Here is a 17,746-nt window from a genome sequence, read left to right on the forward strand (position 1 = left end):
GCCGTCCCGCAGGTTACCGGTCATTCCCAACATGGCCAATACGGGTTTGTCCGTCACTACCCGAGTGGGCTGATGTCCAGTCTGGCAAGGCGATCCGGGTCCACGAGAATGTCCAATGCGGTTACCTTCCCGCCACGGATAGTGAACGCCATGACGGACCTGACCCGCTCGCCGTCCATCGCGATGAGCCCCGGGACACCGTTGATGAGCGCCAGCCGGCCCGCGCTCGCGTACCGGGCGAAGGTGATGGCGTTGGTGGCGAGCGCCCTGGCGCCGTGCACCACCGCACCGGTGTCCGGCCGGGCGACCACGTCGGGGTCGAGGATCGCGAGCAGGCCCTCCATGTCGCCGCCGCGAGCCGCCGTCAGGAACGCCTCCACCACCGCGCGCTGGCTCGCCAGGTCACCGTCCGACGTGGGCTCCGCGCCGCGCACCCGCCGGCGGGCCCGGCTGGCGAGCTGCTTGGCGGCGGCCGGCGTACGGCCGAGGATCGGGCCGATCTCCTCGAACGGCACGGCGAACGTGTCGTGCAGCACGAACGCCAGCCGCTCCGCGGGCGCCAGCTGCTCCAGCACGACGAGCAGCGCCAGCCCCACCGAGTCGGCCAGCAGCGCCTCCTGCTCCGGGTCGAGGCCGTCCGCGCTACTGATGATCGGGTCAGGGACGTGCACGCCGAGCGGCTCCTCACGCCGCGCCCTGCGGGAGCGGAGCATGTCCAGGCACACACGCCCCACCACGGTCGTCAGCCAGCCGCCCAGGTTGGTGACGTCGCTCGTGTCGGCGCGGGTCAGCTTGAGCCACGCCTCCTGCACCGCGTCGTCCGCCTCGCTGAGGGAGCCGAGCATCCGGTACGCCACCGCGCGCAGGTGACCGCGGTGCGCCTCGAAGCGCTCGGCCATCCAGTCGTACTCGTTCATGACTCCATGACGAACCAGGGCGGGAAAAGGTAACAGCTACGTTCGCCGTGATCAAAGGTCCTCTCAAGCAGTTAGAACGGCTTGAGAGGACCTTTGATCACGGCGAGGTGTGGTCGCGGAAGCCGCGGCCGGCCTTGCGGCCCAGGTAGCCGGCGGTGACAAGGTGCTCCAGCAGCGGCGAGGGTGCGAAGCCGGGCTCGCGCAGCTCCAGGTAGAGCTCTCGCTGGATGGCCAGCGCCACGTCGAGCCCCACGACGTCGAGCAGCTCGAAGGGCCCCATCGGGTAGCCGCACCCCAGCTTCATCGCGTGGTCGATGTCGTCGGCCGTCGAGTAGCTGGCCTCGAGCATCCGGACCGCGTCGTTGAGGTACGGGAAGAGCAGCGCGTTGACCACGAAGCCGGCCCGGTCGGCGCAGACCACGGCGGTCTTGCCCAGCGCCGCGACCACCGCGCGGGCGGTGGCGAGCGCCTCCGGCGAGGTGCGGATGGTGTGCACCACCTCGACCAGCGACATGACCGGCGCCGGGTTGAAGAAGTGCAGCCCCACCACGTCGGCCGGCCGCTGGGTGGCCATCGCGCACTGGATGACCGGCAGCGACGACGTCGTGGTCGCGAGCACCACGCCGGGCTTGCAGATCTCGTCGAGCGAGGCGAAGAGCGCCTGCTTCACGCTGAGCTCCTCGACCACCGCCTCGACCACCAGGTCGACGTCGGCGAGGTGCTCCAGCGTTGCCGACCAGTTGACCCGGCCCAGCGCCGCGTCACGCTCCGCCTCGGTCAGCTTCGCCCGCACCACACCCTTGTCGAGCGAACGCTTGACCGCCTCGCACACCCGCGCCGACTTCTCCGCGCCGCGCGTGACGGACACCACCTCGTACCCGGCCCTCGCGAACACCTCGATGATCCCGGTGGCCATGGTCCCGGACCCCACGACGCCGACCTTCGCGATCCCACGCGCGCCGTCGGCCGTCGCCGACGCCGTCGCGGTCGGCGTTTGCTTATCTGGTACGAGCACCGGGGAGCCCGGCTTCTCGTAGGTGTAGAAGCCGCGCCCGGATTTCCGGCCGAGCAGCCCGGCGGTGACCATCTGCTTGATGAGCGGGGCCGGTGCGTGCCGCCGGTCCCGTCCGCCCCGCCGGTACATCGTGTCGAGGATCTCGTAGGCCGTGTCGAGCCCGATCAGGTCCATCAGCGCCAGCGGCCCCATCGGCAGCCCGCAGCCGAGCTTCATGGCCGCGTCGATGTCCTCCCGGCTGGCGTACCGGGCCTCGTACATCGTCACCGCGTGGTTGAGGTAGCCGAAGAGCAACGCGTTGGCGATAAACCCAGCCCGGTCGTTGATGGTCACGTCGACCTTGCCCAGCCGCTCGCAGAGCGCCTCGACGTCGGCCACCACCTCTGGCGCCGTCACGACCGTACGCACGACCTCGACAAGCTTCATGATCGGCGCCGGGTTGAAGAAGTGGATGCCGACAACCTGGTTGGGCCGGTGCGTGGCCACCGAAATCTCGGTCACGCTCAGCGACGAGGTGTTGGTGGCGAGGATCGCGGTCGGCTTGCAGACCCGGTCGAGCTCCGCGAAGATCCGCTGCTTGAGGTCGAGGTGCTCAGGCACCGCCTCGATGACGAGGTCCACGTCCCGCAGGGCCCCAAGCCCGACGGCGAACCTGACCCGGCTCAGTAACGCGTCCCGGTCAGCGGGCTCCAGCTTGCCCTTGGCGACGGCCCGGTCGGTCGACCCGACCAGCGTGGTGCGCCCCCGCTCCAGCGCCGCGTCGGCCACCTCGACCGCGACGACGTCGATCCCGTTGCGCGCGAAGACCTCCACGATCCCCGCACCCATCGTGCCCAGACCGACTACGCCCACGGTGCTGATCTCACGCGCCACAGCGATGCCCCTAACGTTCGCTAAGGTTATGCGCGCGAGTCTGCCACGTCCCGCCCGCCCGACCGCGCCAGGTGGCCCATCTCACGCACCGCCGGCTCGCCTCGGTCACTTCTCCCACCCGGAGTTCCCCCACCGCAGCCCAGGCTCCAAAATTCACGAGTCCCCAGTCGACTTCGCGTACGCGATGCACACGAGATCGGCCACAAGTGCATCGGCGCCCGGGTCAACGGCAAGCCGGTGCCGCTGGAGTCGACGCTCTCCAACGGAGACGTTATCGAAATCTTCAGTCCAAGTCGGAGACGGCCGGCCCTTCGCAAGACTGGCTCGGCTTCGTCAAGAGCCCCGACGAGGGCGCAGCAGACGCGGCCCGGAAGTCTCCGGCATCAGCACGCCGACGGCACCGATTAGACCGACCACTATCAATGCCCCGCCGGCCAGAATCGCCATGTCGCTTCTCGGCGACACGTCGGTGAACTCGCCCCACTCGGTCAGAAAGACGCGCGGTTGTGAGGTGTCGACCATGATGCGGGTCTGGTCGCCCTGCGCCGGGCAAGTTCCGATGCATGCGATCTGTGTCCGGTACGGCTTGTCGGCATACCGGTACACGAGCGTCAGTTTCGACTCGACGAGAGATTCGTACCGGCCTTGGGGGTGGTCGCTGCGGCTGACGACGTCGGCCATCATGGGCGTGCCCTGATCACGCAGGGCTTTGGCGTTCGCCTCCTGGCGGCTCTGCTCGACAAGCGCGACGGTCGCGATCCCAGCACCGATCAGGAGGAGGACGAAACAAACTGCCATCCGCTTTCCTCGTAGCCGCTTGCCCACGGACTCCGCAGGAGCATAGACACGGTTGGTGGTGCCGAGGGCCACGTTGATGAGGTAGCCCTCGTAGCTGCGCATCGACACCGCCAGCCAGTCGTCTTTGGCCAAGCGGCGCAGCTGGCGCTTCGTACCGAACGACGCCACCACACCCGCCAGGCCAACACCCGCCAACAGTGTGCCCAGAACAACCACGCTGGCGTGCACGTCACCATCGCGCAGCGCCGAGGTGAGCGCTTCCCGAGTGGGGCGGCGGAGGTCCTTTTCGACATCGAGCCCCGTCCAGCGCACGTCGAGCGGCCCGTCGGCTTCACACAGGCCCCGTTCGCGCAGCCGCGCCAGGACGGCGGCAGTCACGGAGGGTGCGAGCTCTCCCAGCCACTCGACCGGCGAACGGGCATTGGAGCCAGTGATGCGGGCGACTACCTCGTCGAGCACCGGGTCGCCGGATGGTGCCGACGATCGAACCTTCAGGGTCACGCCGTCCGGGTCGAGTTCGATCCGCTCGCCGAGATAAAGCTCCGCCAGGGCAGCGGCACCGACCAGGACCTCGACAGTGGACCAGCGTGGGTGACGCCATCCGGACGAAGGATGAGCGAGAACGAACGCGGCCTCCGGCAATGTCAAGTCGGGCACAATCTCATGATCGCTCACTCCGTCAACGCAGCACCCCCGGTCCGTCCGGACCGGGGTTCTTCTGCCGATTCGCATTGAACGTATTCACCAAAGAATGGGTCGACCAGCTGCGCTACGTCCGCGCGGTGCTTATCTACCGAGCCGGCCCCCCGCGATAGCGCCAGCCTGCTGTGCCAACTCGCGCTGGGAAGTGTCAACTATGGCTGGTAGTCACATACACCTTCTGCTTCGGCGTGTGTATGTACCTGGCGATGCGGGTCACCGGCACGGTCTGGGCCGCGATCGTGCTGCATGCGCTCACCGACCCGTCGACGTTCCTGTCCACCGGCGGCGTCGACCAGGCGGTCGACACCCAGCAGGCCAACGGCTGGTCAACGCTGGCCGCTCTAGCCACGATCGTGTTCATCGTCTTCGCCGCGGTCGCGGTGTTCCTCGTCCGCGGGAAGGCGAGCGGCAGGCCCTCCGCCAGGACATAGCCGCCGTCGGGGCTGGGCCGCTGGCAGCCTTTGCCACCATCCGGCAGGCGGTCACCAGTGCCGGTAGGTCCGGCGGCGGTTATCCGTCCGGCGGCGGTTGCCGATTAGGCGGCTTGTCGCGAAACCGCCGACGAGCAGACCGCCGACGAGCACGCCGAGGATCACGGGCAGGTTCGTCGTCGACAACCGGCTGTCGTTGGCTACGGCCACCACCTGATTCGCCGCCGCCGGCGCGTTCACGTTGGGGTTCGGGTTGGGGGCGGTGGGCAGGGCCTTGAAGTCGACGATGTTGCTGCTCTCCAGCAGAGTCAGGTGGGTGGCGACGAACTGGTTCGCCTGCTGCGCGAGCTTGCGCACCGTGTCGTTGCGGGTCGTCGCCCGTACCGTGGCGATCGCTGGGAAGATCTTGCCGTGCGCCGCCCGCAGCCGGTCGATGTAGATCTGGTCGAACTGCTCGCCGTCCGCGGCGCGCATCTCGTCCAGCCAGCCCCGCTGGTCACTGTTCGGCTCGTCGGGCAGGTCGATGCCCAGCTTCTGCGCGGCGTTACGGGCGAGCTGGTCAAGCACCTCGTGCTGGTCGGCGATGTTGCGGCCGATCTGCTGGATCCGCGGATTGTTCGACTTCTCCTGCGCCATCTGTCCGGCCGGGATCTCCCACAGGCCAGCGAGCCGGACCTTGACAACCAGGTCCTCGTCCGCGGCCGCGACCGTGCCCTTGGCCTTGTCGGGGATGAGCTCGCTGGGCGGCACCGGAACACCCGGTTCAGCCCGCGCCGCCTGCGGCACGAGAAAGATCAACGCCAGGGAGGCGAGAGCGGCACCCGACACGCGGCGCCCCAAGAGCCCCAGACGGACGACCTGCACAAAACCTCCCTGACATCGCGTGTCCCGTCGCCGCCCTACCGGGCAGGGCAGCTGGGGCCCTGTCGTCGACAACTTGTCGACGACAGCAAATACGCGGCGGCGACCCGATCGGATGAACGTCGACCCGAAATCCAGAGCGATCGCGGCCCACAGTCCGGTGGCGGGAAGGATAGGCGGCGCAGAGGCTGTGACGGCGGCGGCAGCCGCGTCGGTGGCGATGGCGACCCCGCTGGGGTCGAGGTCTCCCCAGTACCAGACGCGGCCGGTGACCGGTCCGCGGCCCGCCAGGTCGACACCGAGCACGGCGACCTGAGATGGGAACGCGTTGCCGCTCCCCCACGCGACGGCGCCGACCGGGTGGTCGGATCGGTCGGCGAGGGCGTCTACCGCGACCCAGTAGGTGTCGCTGTTTTCGACTACCAGCACGTCGGGTCCTTCGCCGACCACGACTGCCGGTAGGGGCGCGGGTTTGCGTACGCAGGCCAGCAGCGGCAGGGTGAGCCGGCCCGGTCCGAAGAGATTGGTGCGGGCCATGCTGTCCAGGCGTTTCTCGTCGCCGAACAGTTCCGCCGACCGGTAACGGACCGGAACCACGGGGGCTTGACCGCCGTCGGTGCGGGTCAGCCAGTCGTTGATGGCGATGAGGTCACGCAGCCGCTCGTTGGACAGGGCGGGCAGGGACGCGACCCAGCCCAGTTCGTGGCGCCAGGGAGATTTGATCCATTCCCGGATAACGGCCGCTCGCCGGGCGGCCGGAACCACGATCGATCGGGGTAGCCGAACGTGCGCTCGACCCAGGTCAGCGTGGTGTGCCGCAGCCAGTGGGTGCTTATTTGTTGGGTGGCAACCTGCTTCCCGCGTCCGCGGGGAGCACCCGGTCAAGCTACGTGAAGAAGATCGCCCCGCTGCCGGCAATTCCTTGATCGCCATTAGCGCGACTGCAATCGTTGGAAATGGTGCCAGTGCGGCCTGGGCGGGTGTGCGGTCGCGCAGCCCAGCGTCAGCCAGGCGTTGGGCCGGCTCCGGCGCGGCGATCCGGTGCGGCGTCTCCGCGGCCGGGGTGCCTACCCGCCGCGGGTCCGCCGCCAACCTCGGGGCCGATCTTGACCTAGCTCGCCCCGCGCGTATCCCTCCAGTCCAAAGAGGATGATCGCGTCGTCTAGCGCCTGCGCCAGGCGGCGCAGGGTCGTGCGGTCGGCCGGCTGGTAGCGCAGGCGCACCGGGCCGGCGAGCGGGGCCGCCTCGACGAGCCGCTCCCCCTCCCCGGTGAGGCGGACCAGCCGGCGGCGGCGGTCACCCGGATCGGGCGAGACGTCGACCAGGCCGCGGGCTCCCAGCCGGTCGAGGAGCTGGCCCAGCGTCGCGGGGTGCATCACGAGGCGCTCGCGGATGGCCGAGAGCGCCACCCCGTCGCCGCCACTCGACCACTCCCGGACCATGCGCAGGATCGCCAGCTGGGCGCCGGTGACGCCGTGCTCCCGCTCCAGCCGCCGGTTGAAGGCGCCGATCGCCGTGTCCAGCCGCGTCCAGGCCTGGATCGCGGCCAACGCTTCGGGGTCCGTCACGAGATTATTATGTATCGCATAGCAATGCCCTTACCGGCGGGTAAGTTTGGGTCTAGACTGCCGAGACATGACCGCTGTGCACACGCCCGGTGCTCCCTGGATCGAAGACGGCGAGCTCGTCTCCACCAATCCGGCGACCGGCGCGGAGGCCGGCCGCTTTCCCGTGGCCAGCCCCGACGACGTGGTCAGCACGGTCGAGCGGGCGCGTGAGGCCGGGCGCTGGTGGGCCGGCCTCGGCTTCGCCGGGCGCAAGGAGCGGCTGCTGCGCTGGCGCGCCCTCCTCGCCCAGCAGATCACCGAGCTGGCCGACCTTGTCAACAGCGAGTCCGGCAAGCCGGTCGCCGAGGCGATCGTCGAGGCGGTCGCGGCCATCGACCACGTCGACTGGTCCGCGCGCAACGCCCGCCGCGTGCTCGGCCCGCGCAGGGTGCGCACCCGGCTGGTCCTCGCCGAGTTCTCCGCCCACCTTGAGTACCAGCCGTTCGGCGTCGTCGGCGTCATCGGCCCGTGGAACTATCCGGTCGTGACGCCGCTCGGCTCCATCGCCTACGCGCTGGCCGCCGGCAACACGGTGGTCTACAAGCCCAGCGAGTACACGCCGGCGGTCGGTCAGTGGCTCGTCGACTCGTTCGCGCGGGTGGTGCCCGAGCACCCGGTGTTCCAGATCGTCCACGGGCTGGGTGACGTGGGCGCGGCGCTCTGCCGCTCCGGGGTGGGCAAGGTGGCGTTCACCGGCTCGTCGGCCACCGCCCGCAAGGTGATGGCCGCCTGCGCCGAGACGCTGACGCCGGTGCTGATGGAGGCCGGCGGCAAAGACGCGATGATCGTCGACAGCGACGCCGACCTCGACAAGGCCGCCGAAGCGGCGGTGTGGGGCGGGCTCACCAACGCCGGGCAGACCTGCATCGGCATCGAGCGGGTGTACGCGGTGGAGCCGGTCTACGACGCCTTCGTCGCCAAGGTGGTGGAGCGCGCCGAAAAGCTCACCGTGGGCCCGGGCGGTGGCGCGGACATCGGCCCGATCACGATGCCCGCCCAGCTCGACATCATCCGCCGCCATATCGACGACGCGCTGGCCCGCGGCGGCCGGGCGGTGCTCGGCGGCCCCGAGTCGGTCCAGCCGCCCTACGTAAAGCCGACCATCCTCGTCGACGTGCCCGAAGACTCGGCGGCCGTGCGGGAGGAGACCTTCGGCCCGACGCTCACCATCCGCCGCGTGCGCGACGCGGACGAGGCGGTCGAGCTCGCCAACGCGGTGTCGTACGGCCTCGGCGGCTCGGTCTTCGGCCGGCGGCGTGCGGTGGCCATCGCGCGGCGGCTGCGCTCCGGCATGAGCGCCATCAACTCGACGCTCACCTTCGTCGGCATGTCCACGCTGCCGTTCGGCGGCGTCGGCAACTCCGGCTTCGGGCGGATCCACGGCGACGACGGGCTGCGCGAGTTCGGCCGGGCCAAGGCGATCACCCGGCGCCGCGGGCCGTCGCTGCTGCCCGCGCAGACCTTCGAGCGCACCCCCAAAGACGTCGACCGCATCGTCAAGGTCGTCAAGCTGCTCTACGGCCGCACCCGCTAGCCGTACGGAACTCCCCGCGTGCCGGCGGCGTCGAAGGGGCCATGAGGATAGTGGTGGCCCTGCTGGGCGTGCTCACCGTCGCTGGATGCGCCGAGACGTCCAAAGCCACGCCACCGTGGCAGGAGCCGGGTAGCTATACGTACGTGCTCCAGTCGAGCTGCGGCGAGCGGCCACTGATCGGGCGCTTCCGGATCACGGTCGAAGACGGCAAGGTCACCAAGGCCGAGGGGATCGGCGAATCCGACAAGCGGTCGCTGGAGAGCACCGAGCTGACCCCACCGACGCTGGGCCAGCTCCTCGACGAACTCGAGGAAGCCCGCCGAAACGACGCGGACCTCGCCGAGCTGACCAGCGACCCAGCCGACGGCCACCCGACGAAGATCACGATCGACCACGTCAAAGAGGCGCTCGACGACGAGGCTTGCTACGCGATTTCGGAGTATCGCGGCTAGTCGCGGCCGCTGCGGCCGGCGTGGGTGGCCAGCTGGTCGAGGCCGCTGATCACGCCACCGGCCAGGTCGCCACCGCCGAAGGCGGCCACCATCGACAGCGCCGCCAGCTTGGCCTCGCGGTCGAGGATGCGCTTGCGGGCCACGGCACCGGTGACGATCTCCAGCACGCGCTGGTTGGGCGACACGGCGACGAGCACCGAGCGGTCCGGGTCGGCGAGCTGCGCGTGCAGCTTTTCCGCGTGTCCGCGCACCGGCTCGTCGAGGTCTCCGATGTAGACGCTGAAGGTCAGCCCCGTGGAACGGTCGGCCACGCGCAGCGCCTCGTCGAGGCGCAACAGCTGCCGGGTGTTGAACGGCCCGTCGAGCACGCCGGTCCGCACGGCCGTGCCGCCCTCGGCCGGCTTGTCACCACCGGTCACTTGCGCCTCCCGTCGCTCCGATCCGCGTGGGCGCCGCGACGAGCTCGCCGCCCTGCTCTACCGCGGAGCCCGCGGGAAGCGCCGCCTGGGACGACGATGTGCCGGCGGGCAGCTCCCCGTGCGAGGCGTGGGAGCCAGAAGCCTGGGCACCGGCCAGCTGCTCCGGCGCGGAAAGAAACCACACCGGGGCGAACTCGAACGGGCGCCCCGGCCGGTAGCGCTTGGCTGCGTGACCGCCACCGAGCGCGGCCAGCCCGGAGATCACGAGCACGATCGCCAGCGGTATGCCGGCGAAGACGAGCACCGTCTCGGTAACAGACACGGACAACACTCCTGACTCAGACGCCGTTCACGGTAGCGGAGGGCGTTGCCCGCCATATCTCGGGGTGCCGATCGCCCCATCCGACGGACGACTCGAGCTCGGCGGCGGCCGCGAGCAGCGTGCCGTCGGCGCCGGGCCGGCCGGTCAGCAGCACACCCACGGGCATCCCGCCGGCCTGCGTCACCGGCAGCGAGACCGAGGGCTGGCCGGTGACATTGAACACCGCGCAGTACGGCGAGAACCGCCGCTGCATGTCGAAGTCGAGCGCCGGGTCACCGGACTCGGTGAACGAGCCGACCCGGGCCTGCGGCGCCGCGAGCGTGGGGCAGAGCAGCAGGTCGTACCCGGCGGTCGCACGCATCCCCCGGCGCACCTGGACCTGGAGCGCGGAAAGCGTGGTCATCAGCTGGGGCACGGTGACCGCCGCCCCCCGCTCGCGCATCAGCCGGGTCAGCGGGAGCAGCTCGGACTCCTGCTCGGGCGGCACGGGGGCGAGCGCCAGCACGTACCAGATGATCTCGAAGAGCGGCCAGACCTCCGGGCCGAGCGGCGAGGCCACCTCGACCACCTCGTGGCCGGCCGCGGCCAGCGCGGCGGCCGCGATGTCGACGGCGCCCGCGCAGGCGGGGTCGACGGGCTGGTCGCCGGCGAGCATCGGGGTGGTGAAGCGGCCCACCCGCAGCCGCGGGCCGGTGCGCCGGGCCGCGGCGAGGTAGCCGCCCTCGGGCGGTGGCGGGGCGAGGTAGGGCTCGCCGGGCATCGGGACGGCCATCGCGTCGAGCATCGCCGCGGCGTCGGCCACCGTGCGCGCGATCGGGCCCGGCGTCGGCAGACCGAACGCGCCGAAGCCGAGCGGGCCGCCGGAGACCACGCCGCGGCTGGGCTTGAACCCGACGAGCCCGCACAGCGCCGCCGGGATGCGCACCGAGCCGCCGCCGTCGGAGCCCTGGGCGAACGGCACGAGCCCGGCCGCCACCGCCGCGGCCGCGCCGCCGCTGGAGCCGCCGGCCGTGTAGTCGAGGCCCCACGGGTTGCGGGCCGGTGGGGCGACCTTGCCCTCCGAGTAGAGCGAGACGCCCAGCTCCGAGGTGGTGGTCTTGCCAAGGCTGACCGTGCCGGCCGCGCGGAGCAGGGCCACCACGTCGTTGTCCAGCGGCGGCACGAAGTCGACGAACGCGGCCGATCCGAACGTCGTGCGCACGCCCGCCGTCATCGTCAGGTCCTTGATCGCGGTGGGCACGCCGTGCAGCGCCGGCCGTCCCTCGTCCGGCGCCTCGTCGGCCGCCTTGGCCTGGGTACGCGCCAGATCGGCGGTAACCGTGACGAACGCACCGACCGTGTCGCCGTGCGCCTCGATCCGGGCGAGGTAGTGCTCGACGAGCTCGGCGCTGGACAGCTCGCGCCGGCGGATCGCACCGGCCTGCTCGAGGGCGGTGAGGTCGTGAAGATCAGCCATGTCCCTTAGTTTCTACCGGGTGACGGACTTTCTCGCGCGTGCCCGCGAACTCGATGCCGCCGACGCGCTGGCGCCCTTCCGCGAACGGTTCGTCATCCCGGACGAGGAGCTCGTGTACCTCGACGGCAACTCGCTCGGGCGCCTCCCCGTGTCCACAAGGGAACGTCTGCACCGGGCGATCGACGAGTGGGGCGCCGACCTGATCCGCGGCTGGGACCGGTGGATCACGCTGTCTCGCGAGGTGGGCGACGTGCTGGCCACCGGCGTGCTGGAGGCCGCGCCGGGCGAGGTGGTGCTCTCCGACTCGACGAGCGTCAACCTGTACAAGCTCGCCGTCGCCGCCTGCGCCGCCCGCCCCGGCCGGCGCGTGATCGTCACCGACGACGACAACTTCCCCAGCGACCGGTACATCCTCCAGGGCTTGGCCGACGAGCTGCGGGTGGTGAAGACCGACATCGACCTCGGCGTCTCCACCGAGGCGGTGCGGGAGGTGCTCGACGACGACGTGGCACTGGTCTCGCTCTCGCATGTCGCGTACCGCTCGGGCGCGCTCGCCGACATGGCGGCCGTCACGGCGGCAGTCCACGAGGTGGGCGCGCTCGTCCTCTGGGACCTCAGCCACTCGGCGGGCGCGGTCCGGGTGCCGTTGCGCTCCGCCCGGGTCGATCTCGCCGTCGGGTGTACCTACAAGCACCTCAACGCCGGCCCCGGCGCGCCCGCGTTCCTCTACGTGCGGAGCGACCTCCAGCGCGACCTGCGGCAGCCGATCTGGGGCTGGTTCGGGCAGCGCGACCAGTTCGACATGGGCGCCGTGTACGACCCGGTGGACTCGATCGACCGCTTCCAGGTGGGTACCCCGCCGGTGCTGGGCGCGTACGCGGCGCTGGAGGGTGCCCGGCTCACCGCCGAGGCGGGCATCGGGGCGATCGCGGAGAAGGGCACGGCGCTCGGTGCGTTCGCGATCGAGATGAGCGACGCCTGGCTGGCGCCGCACGGCTTCGCGCTCGCGTCGCCGCGCGCGGGCATCCGCCGCGGCGGGCACGTGACGCTCCACCACTCGCGGGCGTGGCAGCTGAGCCAGGCGCTGCGCGCGGCCGGCGTGGTGCCCGACTTCCGCACGCCCGACCGACTGCGGCTGGGCTTCGGCGCGCTCTACACCCGCTTCGTCGACGTGTACGCCGGGCTGACCCGCCTGCGGGAGATCGCGGCGAGCGGTTCGCACCTCGAATTTCCGGAGAAGCACGCAAGGGTAACTTGACCGGTTTTCCCCAATTTGTCGCGGACCGGTGCGAAGATCCTTCTCATGAGGGCTTACACGCTGGGTCGCTCCGCCGCGGCCCTGGGCATGGTGGCCATGGCTTGCCTGGCCCTGCCCGCACCCGCCTATGCCGACGGCGCCTGGGTCGAAGTCAACCCGAGCAGCATCCAGCCCGGCTACCGGGTCGGCGTCCGCGGCAGCTGCCAGGAGAACCTGAACGACGCGGTCGCCAAGTCGAAGGCCTTCGGCGAGGTGAAGATGGCGCCCGAGCACGGGTTCGTCGTGGCCGCGGTGACGATCCCCACCGGCACCAAGCCCGGCGACTACGACGTCAAGCTCTCCTGCGCGAACGGCAGCACCGCCACCACCACCATGTACGTCCTCGGCATGGACAACCCCACCAAGGGTCCGGCCACGGGCGGCGGCGGTACGGCCGGTGGCACGAGCACCCCCTTGGTCCTCACCGGCGGCGGGATCGCCGCCGTGGTGGCCGGGGTCGGGCTGCTCGCACTGCGCCGCCGCCGCGCGTAGCCCAGGGCCTGTCCGGTGGGCACCCGGCTCGCCGCCGGGGCGCTCGTCGCGGTCGGGGTGTTCACGATCGGGCTGGGGCTCGGCCAGATCGAGCTGCCGTCGTGGTGGGAGCCGGAGGGCAAGCCGCCGCCCCGGGCCTTTCCGGTGCTGGAGCCGAGCCGCCCGACCCGCATCGTGATCCCCTCGCTCCGGCTGCGGGCGCCGGTACACGGCGTGGGCCTGGCCGACGACGGCACCATCGCCGTGCCGGCGGCGACCCGGCGGCACGAGGCCGGCTGGTACGACGAGAGCCCCACGCCGGGACAGTTCGGTCCGGCGATCATCGTGGGGCACGTCGACACGCGCACCGGGCCGGCCGTCTTCCACGACCTGCGCCGGCTGCGGCCGGGCGCGACCATCGAGATCACGCGGCGAGACCGCTCGGTGGCCGTCTTCGAGGTGAACACCGTGGAGCGCTTCGGCAAGACCAAGCTGCCGGTCCGCCGCATCTACGCCGACTTCAGCCGCCCCGGCCTCCGCCTGATCACCTGCGGCGGGCGATGGGTCGGCGGCGAGACAGGCTACGAGGACAACGTGGTCGTCTTCGCGTCCCTGGTGCGCGCGAAGAAGGCGTAAAGCGCGGGCACAGACAACAAAAGCGGCGTCTACGCCGCTTCAGGGATGTCGAGCCAGTTGGCCCAGCGTGGGTCCGGGGCGCGGTGCCCCAGTACTCGCCAGGCCATGCCTTTCGGCGCGGAGGGGAGCGCGTGCAACCGCCAGCCGAGCTCGGCCGGCGTCTTGTCGCCCTTGGTGTGGTTGCACTTGGCACAGGCGGCCACGACGTTTTCCCAGGCGTGCCGACCGCCGCGGCTGCGCGGGAAGACGTGGTCGATAGTCTCCGCCGGGCCGCGGCAGTAGGCGCAGCGCCAGCCGTCGCGGGCGAAGATGGCCCGCCGGGACAGGCCGACGTGGCTGCGGTAGGGCACGCGCACGTAGCGTGTCAGCCGGACCACGGAGGGCACTGGGAGATCGTGGCGGGCGCTGTGGAGCATGCCGTCGCCGTCGGCGACGCACACCGCCTTGGCGGACAGGACAAGGATCGCGGCTCTTCGCACTGACACGACACACAGCGGCTCGTAAGTGGCATTGAGAACTAATGCTCCCGAGCCCACTGAGGGTCGTATGTCAGGCATCGCGCTCACCTCTCCAGGTCGTGCAGACCAGCTCCTGTCAAGCCCAGCCCGCCGCGGGCCGTCGGTGACCGCGGCCGCCGCCGGCAGATCACCGGCGTCCGTGCGCCAATAGTCCCTTACAGGTACGGCAATTGCACGTACTATTCGGGGCCCACCTCGTGAAGCTTAGGTATCCCGTGGCAAGATGACCGGTTTATCCGGTGAGAAGTGCCGCAGCCCGCCTGCCCCCGCCGTGCCTTCGCGCCGCCGGTGCGGTACTAAGGCAGGCGTGATTGCCGCTCTACTCGCCGCGCCCGTGGACCCCACGCCCTCCCCGACGATCGGGGTGGACTGCCGCGAGGATGCCATCTGCAAGCAGATGTACCAGTGGACCGGCAACGCGTGGCTTTCCGAGAGCAGCTTCTGGATCATCGTGAAGCCGCTGCGCATCATCCTGATCCTGCTCATCGCCATGCTGATCCGGTGGGTCGTCCACCGCATGATCAAGCGGCTGGTCCGCACGTCGGCGCACACCTCGGTGCCGACCATCCTGCGGCCGCTGCGCGAGCGGATCCCGAGCGCGCCCGCCACCGACCCCGCCGCGGTCGTGCCGGAGCGGCGCCGGCAGCGGGCCGAGGCGATCGGTTCGGTGCTGCGCAACACCGTGACCGCGGTGGTCTTCGCGATCGCCGTGCTGCTGGTCCTCTCCGAGCTCAACTTCAACCTGGCGCCGCTCATCGCCAGCGCGGGCATCGCCGGTGTCGCGCTCGGCTTCGGCGCGCAGTCGCTCGTCAAGGACATCCTCTCGGGCATCTTCATGCTGCTCGAAGACCAGTACGGCGTCGGCGACACCGTCGACCTGGGCGAGGCGACCGGCGTCGTGGAGGCGGTGGGGCTGCGCATCACCACCGTGCGGGACGCGCGGGGCGTGCTCTGGTACATCCGCAATGGCGAGATCATCCGGGTCGGCAACAAGAGCCAGGGCTGGGCGATGGTCATCGTGGACATGCCGATCGGCTTCGCGGGGGTCGAGGAGGCCACCTCGGTCATGCGGGCCGCGGCCGCCGAGGTCGCCGAGGACCCCGACCTGGCGGGCCACTTCGTCGAGCCGCCGGACGTGCTGGGCGTCGAGCAGATCACTGTGGACGGCGCGGTGATCCGCACGGTCGCGAAGACCACCGCGGACGGGCAGTTCGACGTCGGGCGCGAGCTGCGCCGCCGGCTGACCGAGGCGCTGGACGCCGCCGGCATCACCGCGCGGATCGCCGCCACCCGCATGTACCCGCGTCCCGCCGCCCCGACCGGCGAGGGCGAAACCCGGGGCGGGGCCACGTAGGACCCCAACCACGCGGCACGGATGAGGGAACCGTCGTACGCGGGTCGCGCTCCAGGTGGACAGTCGGGTATCGTCCGTTCGTTCAGTCGTCAAGGCGACGGACCATCCGTTCGCCCTAGCGAGTTGTCAGACGATCGGGCAGAATTCGTGAATAGCTCCATGGCGGAGCGTTACGACGATCTCGCCTTTCCGTCTAGATAGCGTTCCGCGCGGCGACGTCACCACAAGTGACAGCCAGATGGGACGATGGAGGCTCCCCGGTGTCCGACGAGGCACACGCCGCCGCCGAACGGCAGGCCACCTTCCGCGAGGTGTTCAGCCAGTCCGAGTATCGAGCGGTCTACCTCGCGAGCGCGCTGTCCTGGTTCGGTGACTACATCTCCAAGGCAGCGGTCACGGTGCTGGTCTACGACCAGACGCAATCCGTGGCGATGTCGGCCGCCGCGTTCGCGATCAGCTACCTGCCCTGGCTGCTCGGCGGCCCGGTCCTGGCCACCATCGCGGAGCGCTCGCCGTACCGCGCGGTGATGGTCAGCGCCGACCTGTTCCGCATGGTGCTGGTCGCGCTGCTCGCGCTCATCGAGATGCCGGCGCCCCTGCTCCTCGTCGTGATCTTCCTCTGCACGCTGGCCAACCCGCCGTCCCAGGCCGCCCGCTCGGCGCTGCTCCCGCTGATCCTGGCCGGTGACCGGCTGGTCGTGGGCCTCTCGGTCAACCTCACCACCGGCCAGGCCGCCCAGGTCGCCGGCTATCTGACGGGCGCCGCCATCGCGGCGGTCAACCCGCGGCTGGCGCTCGCGATCGACGCCGGCACCTACGCCATTTCCGCGGTGCTGATCCGCCTCGGCGTGCGCGCGCGACCGCCGGCCATGACCGCGGCACACCGCAGCCACCTGCTGCGGGAGACCGCCGACGGCTTCCGCATCGTCTTCGGCACGCCGGTGCTGCGCTCGATCGCCGTGCTCGTATTCGCCGCCATGCTCTTCGCGATCGTGCCCGAGGGCCTGGCCGCCGCCTGGGCCGCCACGCTCGGCGACAGCGAGGCGCAACGCGGCTTCTCCCAGGGCGTGATCATGGCCGCCAGCCCGACCGGCTTCATCATCGGCGGCCTGGTGACCGCTCGGCTGCTCCGGCCCGACGTCCGGCGCGCGCTGATCCGCCCGTTCGCCGTGATCGCGCCGCTCTCGCTCGTGCCCGCGCTATTCAGCCCTTCGGCCATGGGCATCGCGGTGATGGCCGCGATCTGCGGCTTCGCGGTCGCCGGCATGATGCCCGCGGCCAACGGCCTGTTCGTCCAGGCGCTGCCGCACGGGTTTCGGGCCCGGGCGTTCGGCGTGATGCAGAGCGGCACCCAGATCATGCAGGGCGCGGCTGTGCTGGCCACCGGCGTGCTCGCCGAGCACAATCCGATCCCTCGCGTGGTCGGGCTCTGGAGCCTGGCCGGTGTGGTGCTCATCCTGCTCGCCTCGACCCAGTGGCCGAGCGCCGACCGGTTCAACGCCACGGCGGTCGCCGCCGCCCGCACCCAGCCGGGTGCCACGCCGCCGCCGGCGCCCCTCGACCAGCCGGCCCGGCGAAACGGCGCGCACCAGGGTGACGCACGTGACGTCGTCGAGCAGGTAAGGCTCCCTGGCAAGATAGAGCGGTGAACTTCTTCGACACGGTCGGCGGCGAGCCGACCTTCCGCAAGCTGGTCGACGAGTTCTACGCGGGGGTGACCACCGATCCACTGCTCCGCCCGCTGTACCCGGAGGAAGACCTCGGCCCGGCCGCGGAGCGGCTGACGCTCTTCCTGATGCAGTACTGGGGCGGCCCCAACACGTACTCGGCGGAGCGCGGGCACCCCCGGCTGCGGATGCGGCACGCGCCCTTCCGGGTCGGCCCGGCCGAGCGAGACGCCTGGCTGCACCACATGCGCCGGGCCGTGGACAGCCTCGACCTCCCGGCCGACCAGCACGCGACGCTCTGGGATTACCTGGAGCGGGCCGCGTACTTCATGGTCAACACCATGGACGAAGGGCCGGGCCCGGCCGGTCCGACAAATGGGTTGAAGACCGCATAACAGCTCACGGCGCTCGATCGT

18 protein-coding genes and 1 pseudogene are annotated in these 17,746 nt (G+C 70.8%); 10 read left to right on the forward strand and 9 right to left on the reverse strand.

Annotated features, from left to right (window positions below; translation table 11 throughout):
- Positions 1-56: 56 nt before the first annotated feature.
- A complete protein-coding gene (locus ACTMTJ_RS23020) occupies positions 57-917 on the reverse strand; it encodes a sigma-70 family RNA polymerase sigma factor (protein WP_441219771.1) in 861 nt (286 codons plus the stop codon).
- Between the two features lie 97 nt (positions 918-1,014).
- Positions 1,015-2,760: a 3-hydroxyacyl-CoA dehydrogenase family protein gene (locus ACTMTJ_RS23025; RefSeq protein ID WP_441219980.1), complete on the reverse strand. Its 1,746-nt coding sequence runs from the start codon at positions 2,758-2,760 to the stop codon at positions 1,015-1,017.
- Positions 2,761-2,965: 205 nt separating this feature from the next.
- On the opposite strand from ACTMTJ_RS23025, the pseudogene ACTMTJ_RS23030 reads away from it, so the two are divergent.
- Positions 2,966-3,149: pseudogene (locus ACTMTJ_RS23030) on the forward strand (TGS domain-containing protein); the annotation flags it as partial.
- Here ACTMTJ_RS23030 and ACTMTJ_RS23035 read toward each other — a convergent pair.
- Positions 3,139-4,335 (reverse strand): GOLPH3/VPS74 family protein, encoded by a 1,197-nt coding sequence (locus ACTMTJ_RS23035; protein WP_441219772.1) that lies wholly within the window; start codon positions 4,333-4,335, stop codon positions 3,139-3,141. The pseudogene ACTMTJ_RS23030 and the gene ACTMTJ_RS23035 overlap by 11 nt on opposite strands.
- Positions 4,336-4,430: 95 nt before the next feature.
- Here ACTMTJ_RS23035 and ACTMTJ_RS23040 point away from each other — a divergent pair, with 95 nt between their 5' ends.
- Positions 4,431-4,736, forward strand: coding sequence for a CPBP family intramembrane glutamic endopeptidase (locus ACTMTJ_RS23040; protein WP_441219773.1), 306 nt, complete (start codon positions 4,431-4,433; stop codon positions 4,734-4,736).
- Positions 4,737-4,787: 51 nt separating this feature from the next.
- Here the strand turns inward: ACTMTJ_RS23040 and ACTMTJ_RS23045 are convergent, their stop codons facing one another.
- Both ACTMTJ_RS23045 and ACTMTJ_RS23050 read right to left on the reverse strand, forming a co-directional pair.
- Entirely contained in the window at positions 4,788-6,362 is a 1,575-nt protein-coding gene (locus tag ACTMTJ_RS23045; RefSeq protein ID WP_441219774.1) for a DUF4142 domain-containing protein, read from the reverse strand.
- A 302-nt stretch (positions 6,363-6,664) separates the two neighbouring features.
- Positions 6,665-7,165, reverse strand: a complete 501-nt coding sequence (locus tag ACTMTJ_RS23050; RefSeq protein WP_441219775.1) for a MarR family winged helix-turn-helix transcriptional regulator — start codon at positions 7,163-7,165, stop codon at positions 6,665-6,667.
- 67 nt (positions 7,166-7,232) lie between these two features.
- Between ACTMTJ_RS23050 and ACTMTJ_RS23055 the strand changes: the two genes are divergently transcribed.
- Together ACTMTJ_RS23055 and ACTMTJ_RS23060 are read left to right on the forward strand one after the other, a co-directional pair.
- Positions 7,233-8,738: an aldehyde dehydrogenase family protein gene (locus tag ACTMTJ_RS23055; RefSeq protein ID WP_441219776.1), complete on the forward strand. Its 1,506-nt coding sequence runs from the start codon at positions 7,233-7,235 to the stop codon at positions 8,736-8,738.
- A 41-nt stretch (positions 8,739-8,779) separates the two neighbouring features.
- A complete protein-coding gene (locus ACTMTJ_RS23060; RefSeq protein WP_441219777.1) occupies positions 8,780-9,190 on the forward strand; it encodes a DUF6174 domain-containing protein in 411 nt (136 codons plus the stop codon).
- Here ACTMTJ_RS23060 and ACTMTJ_RS23065 read toward each other — a convergent pair.
- The 3 genes from ACTMTJ_RS23065 to ACTMTJ_RS23075 are packed head-to-tail and all read right to left on the reverse strand — an operon-like array spanning position 9,187 to position 11,387.
- Entirely contained in the window at positions 9,187-9,609 is a 423-nt protein-coding gene (locus ACTMTJ_RS23065; RefSeq protein WP_441219778.1) for a DUF5130 family protein, read from the reverse strand. The two genes, ACTMTJ_RS23060 and ACTMTJ_RS23065, sit on opposite strands and share 4 nt — an antisense overlap.
- On the reverse strand, positions 9,596-9,931 hold the full coding sequence (gene ctaJ, locus ACTMTJ_RS23070) for an aa3-type cytochrome oxidase subunit CtaJ (protein ID WP_441219779.1): 336 nt from the start codon (positions 9,929-9,931) through the stop codon (positions 9,596-9,598). Before ctaJ ends, ACTMTJ_RS23065 begins: the two co-directional genes overlap by 14 nt.
- Before the next feature lie 16 nt (positions 9,932-9,947).
- Entirely contained in the window at positions 9,948-11,387 is a 1,440-nt protein-coding gene (locus ACTMTJ_RS23075; protein WP_441219780.1) for an amidase, read from the reverse strand.
- 19 nt (positions 11,388-11,406) lie between these two features.
- On the opposite strand from ACTMTJ_RS23075, the gene kynU reads away from it, so the two are divergent.
- From kynU to ACTMTJ_RS23090, 3 genes are read left to right on the forward strand one after another with little or no spacing between them, the layout of a single operon-like run.
- Positions 11,407-12,645, forward strand: coding sequence for a kynureninase (gene kynU / locus ACTMTJ_RS23080; RefSeq protein WP_441219781.1), 1,239 nt, complete (start codon positions 11,407-11,409; stop codon positions 12,643-12,645).
- Between the two features lie 45 nt (positions 12,646-12,690).
- Entirely contained in the window at positions 12,691-13,176 is a 486-nt protein-coding gene (locus ACTMTJ_RS23085; RefSeq protein ID WP_441219782.1) for a hypothetical protein, read from the forward strand.
- 15 nt (positions 13,177-13,191) lie between these two features.
- Positions 13,192-13,791: a class F sortase gene (locus ACTMTJ_RS23090; protein ID WP_441219783.1), complete on the forward strand. Its 600-nt coding sequence runs from the start codon at positions 13,192-13,194 to the stop codon at positions 13,789-13,791.
- A 29-nt stretch (positions 13,792-13,820) separates the two neighbouring features.
- On the opposite strand, the gene ACTMTJ_RS23095 is transcribed toward ACTMTJ_RS23090, so the two are convergent.
- Positions 13,821-14,348, reverse strand: a complete 528-nt coding sequence (locus ACTMTJ_RS23095) for an HNH endonuclease (protein WP_441219784.1) — start codon at positions 14,346-14,348, stop codon at positions 13,821-13,823.
- Positions 14,349-14,616: 268 nt separating this feature from the next.
- Between ACTMTJ_RS23095 and ACTMTJ_RS23100 the strand changes: the two genes are divergently transcribed.
- From ACTMTJ_RS23100 to ACTMTJ_RS23110, 3 genes are all read left to right on the forward strand, one after another.
- Positions 14,617-15,663 (forward strand): mechanosensitive ion channel family protein, encoded by a 1,047-nt coding sequence (locus ACTMTJ_RS23100; RefSeq protein WP_441219785.1) that lies wholly within the window; start codon positions 14,617-14,619, stop codon positions 15,661-15,663.
- A gap of 260 nt (positions 15,664-15,923) precedes the next feature.
- A complete protein-coding gene (locus ACTMTJ_RS23105) occupies positions 15,924-17,312 on the forward strand; it encodes an MFS transporter (RefSeq protein WP_441219786.1) in 1,389 nt (462 codons plus the stop codon).
- Complete coding sequence (locus tag ACTMTJ_RS23110) at positions 17,309-17,725, forward strand: globin (RefSeq protein ID WP_441219787.1); 417 nt, start codon at positions 17,309-17,311, stop codon at positions 17,723-17,725. The genes ACTMTJ_RS23105 and ACTMTJ_RS23110 overlap by 4 nt, the downstream gene beginning before the upstream one ends.
- Positions 17,726-17,746: the final 21 nt, after the last annotated feature.

The sequence above is a fragment of the Phytohabitans sp. LJ34 genome (assembly GCF_052068095.1).
Lineage (GTDB): Bacteria > Actinomycetota > Actinomycetes > Mycobacteriales > Micromonosporaceae > Phytohabitans.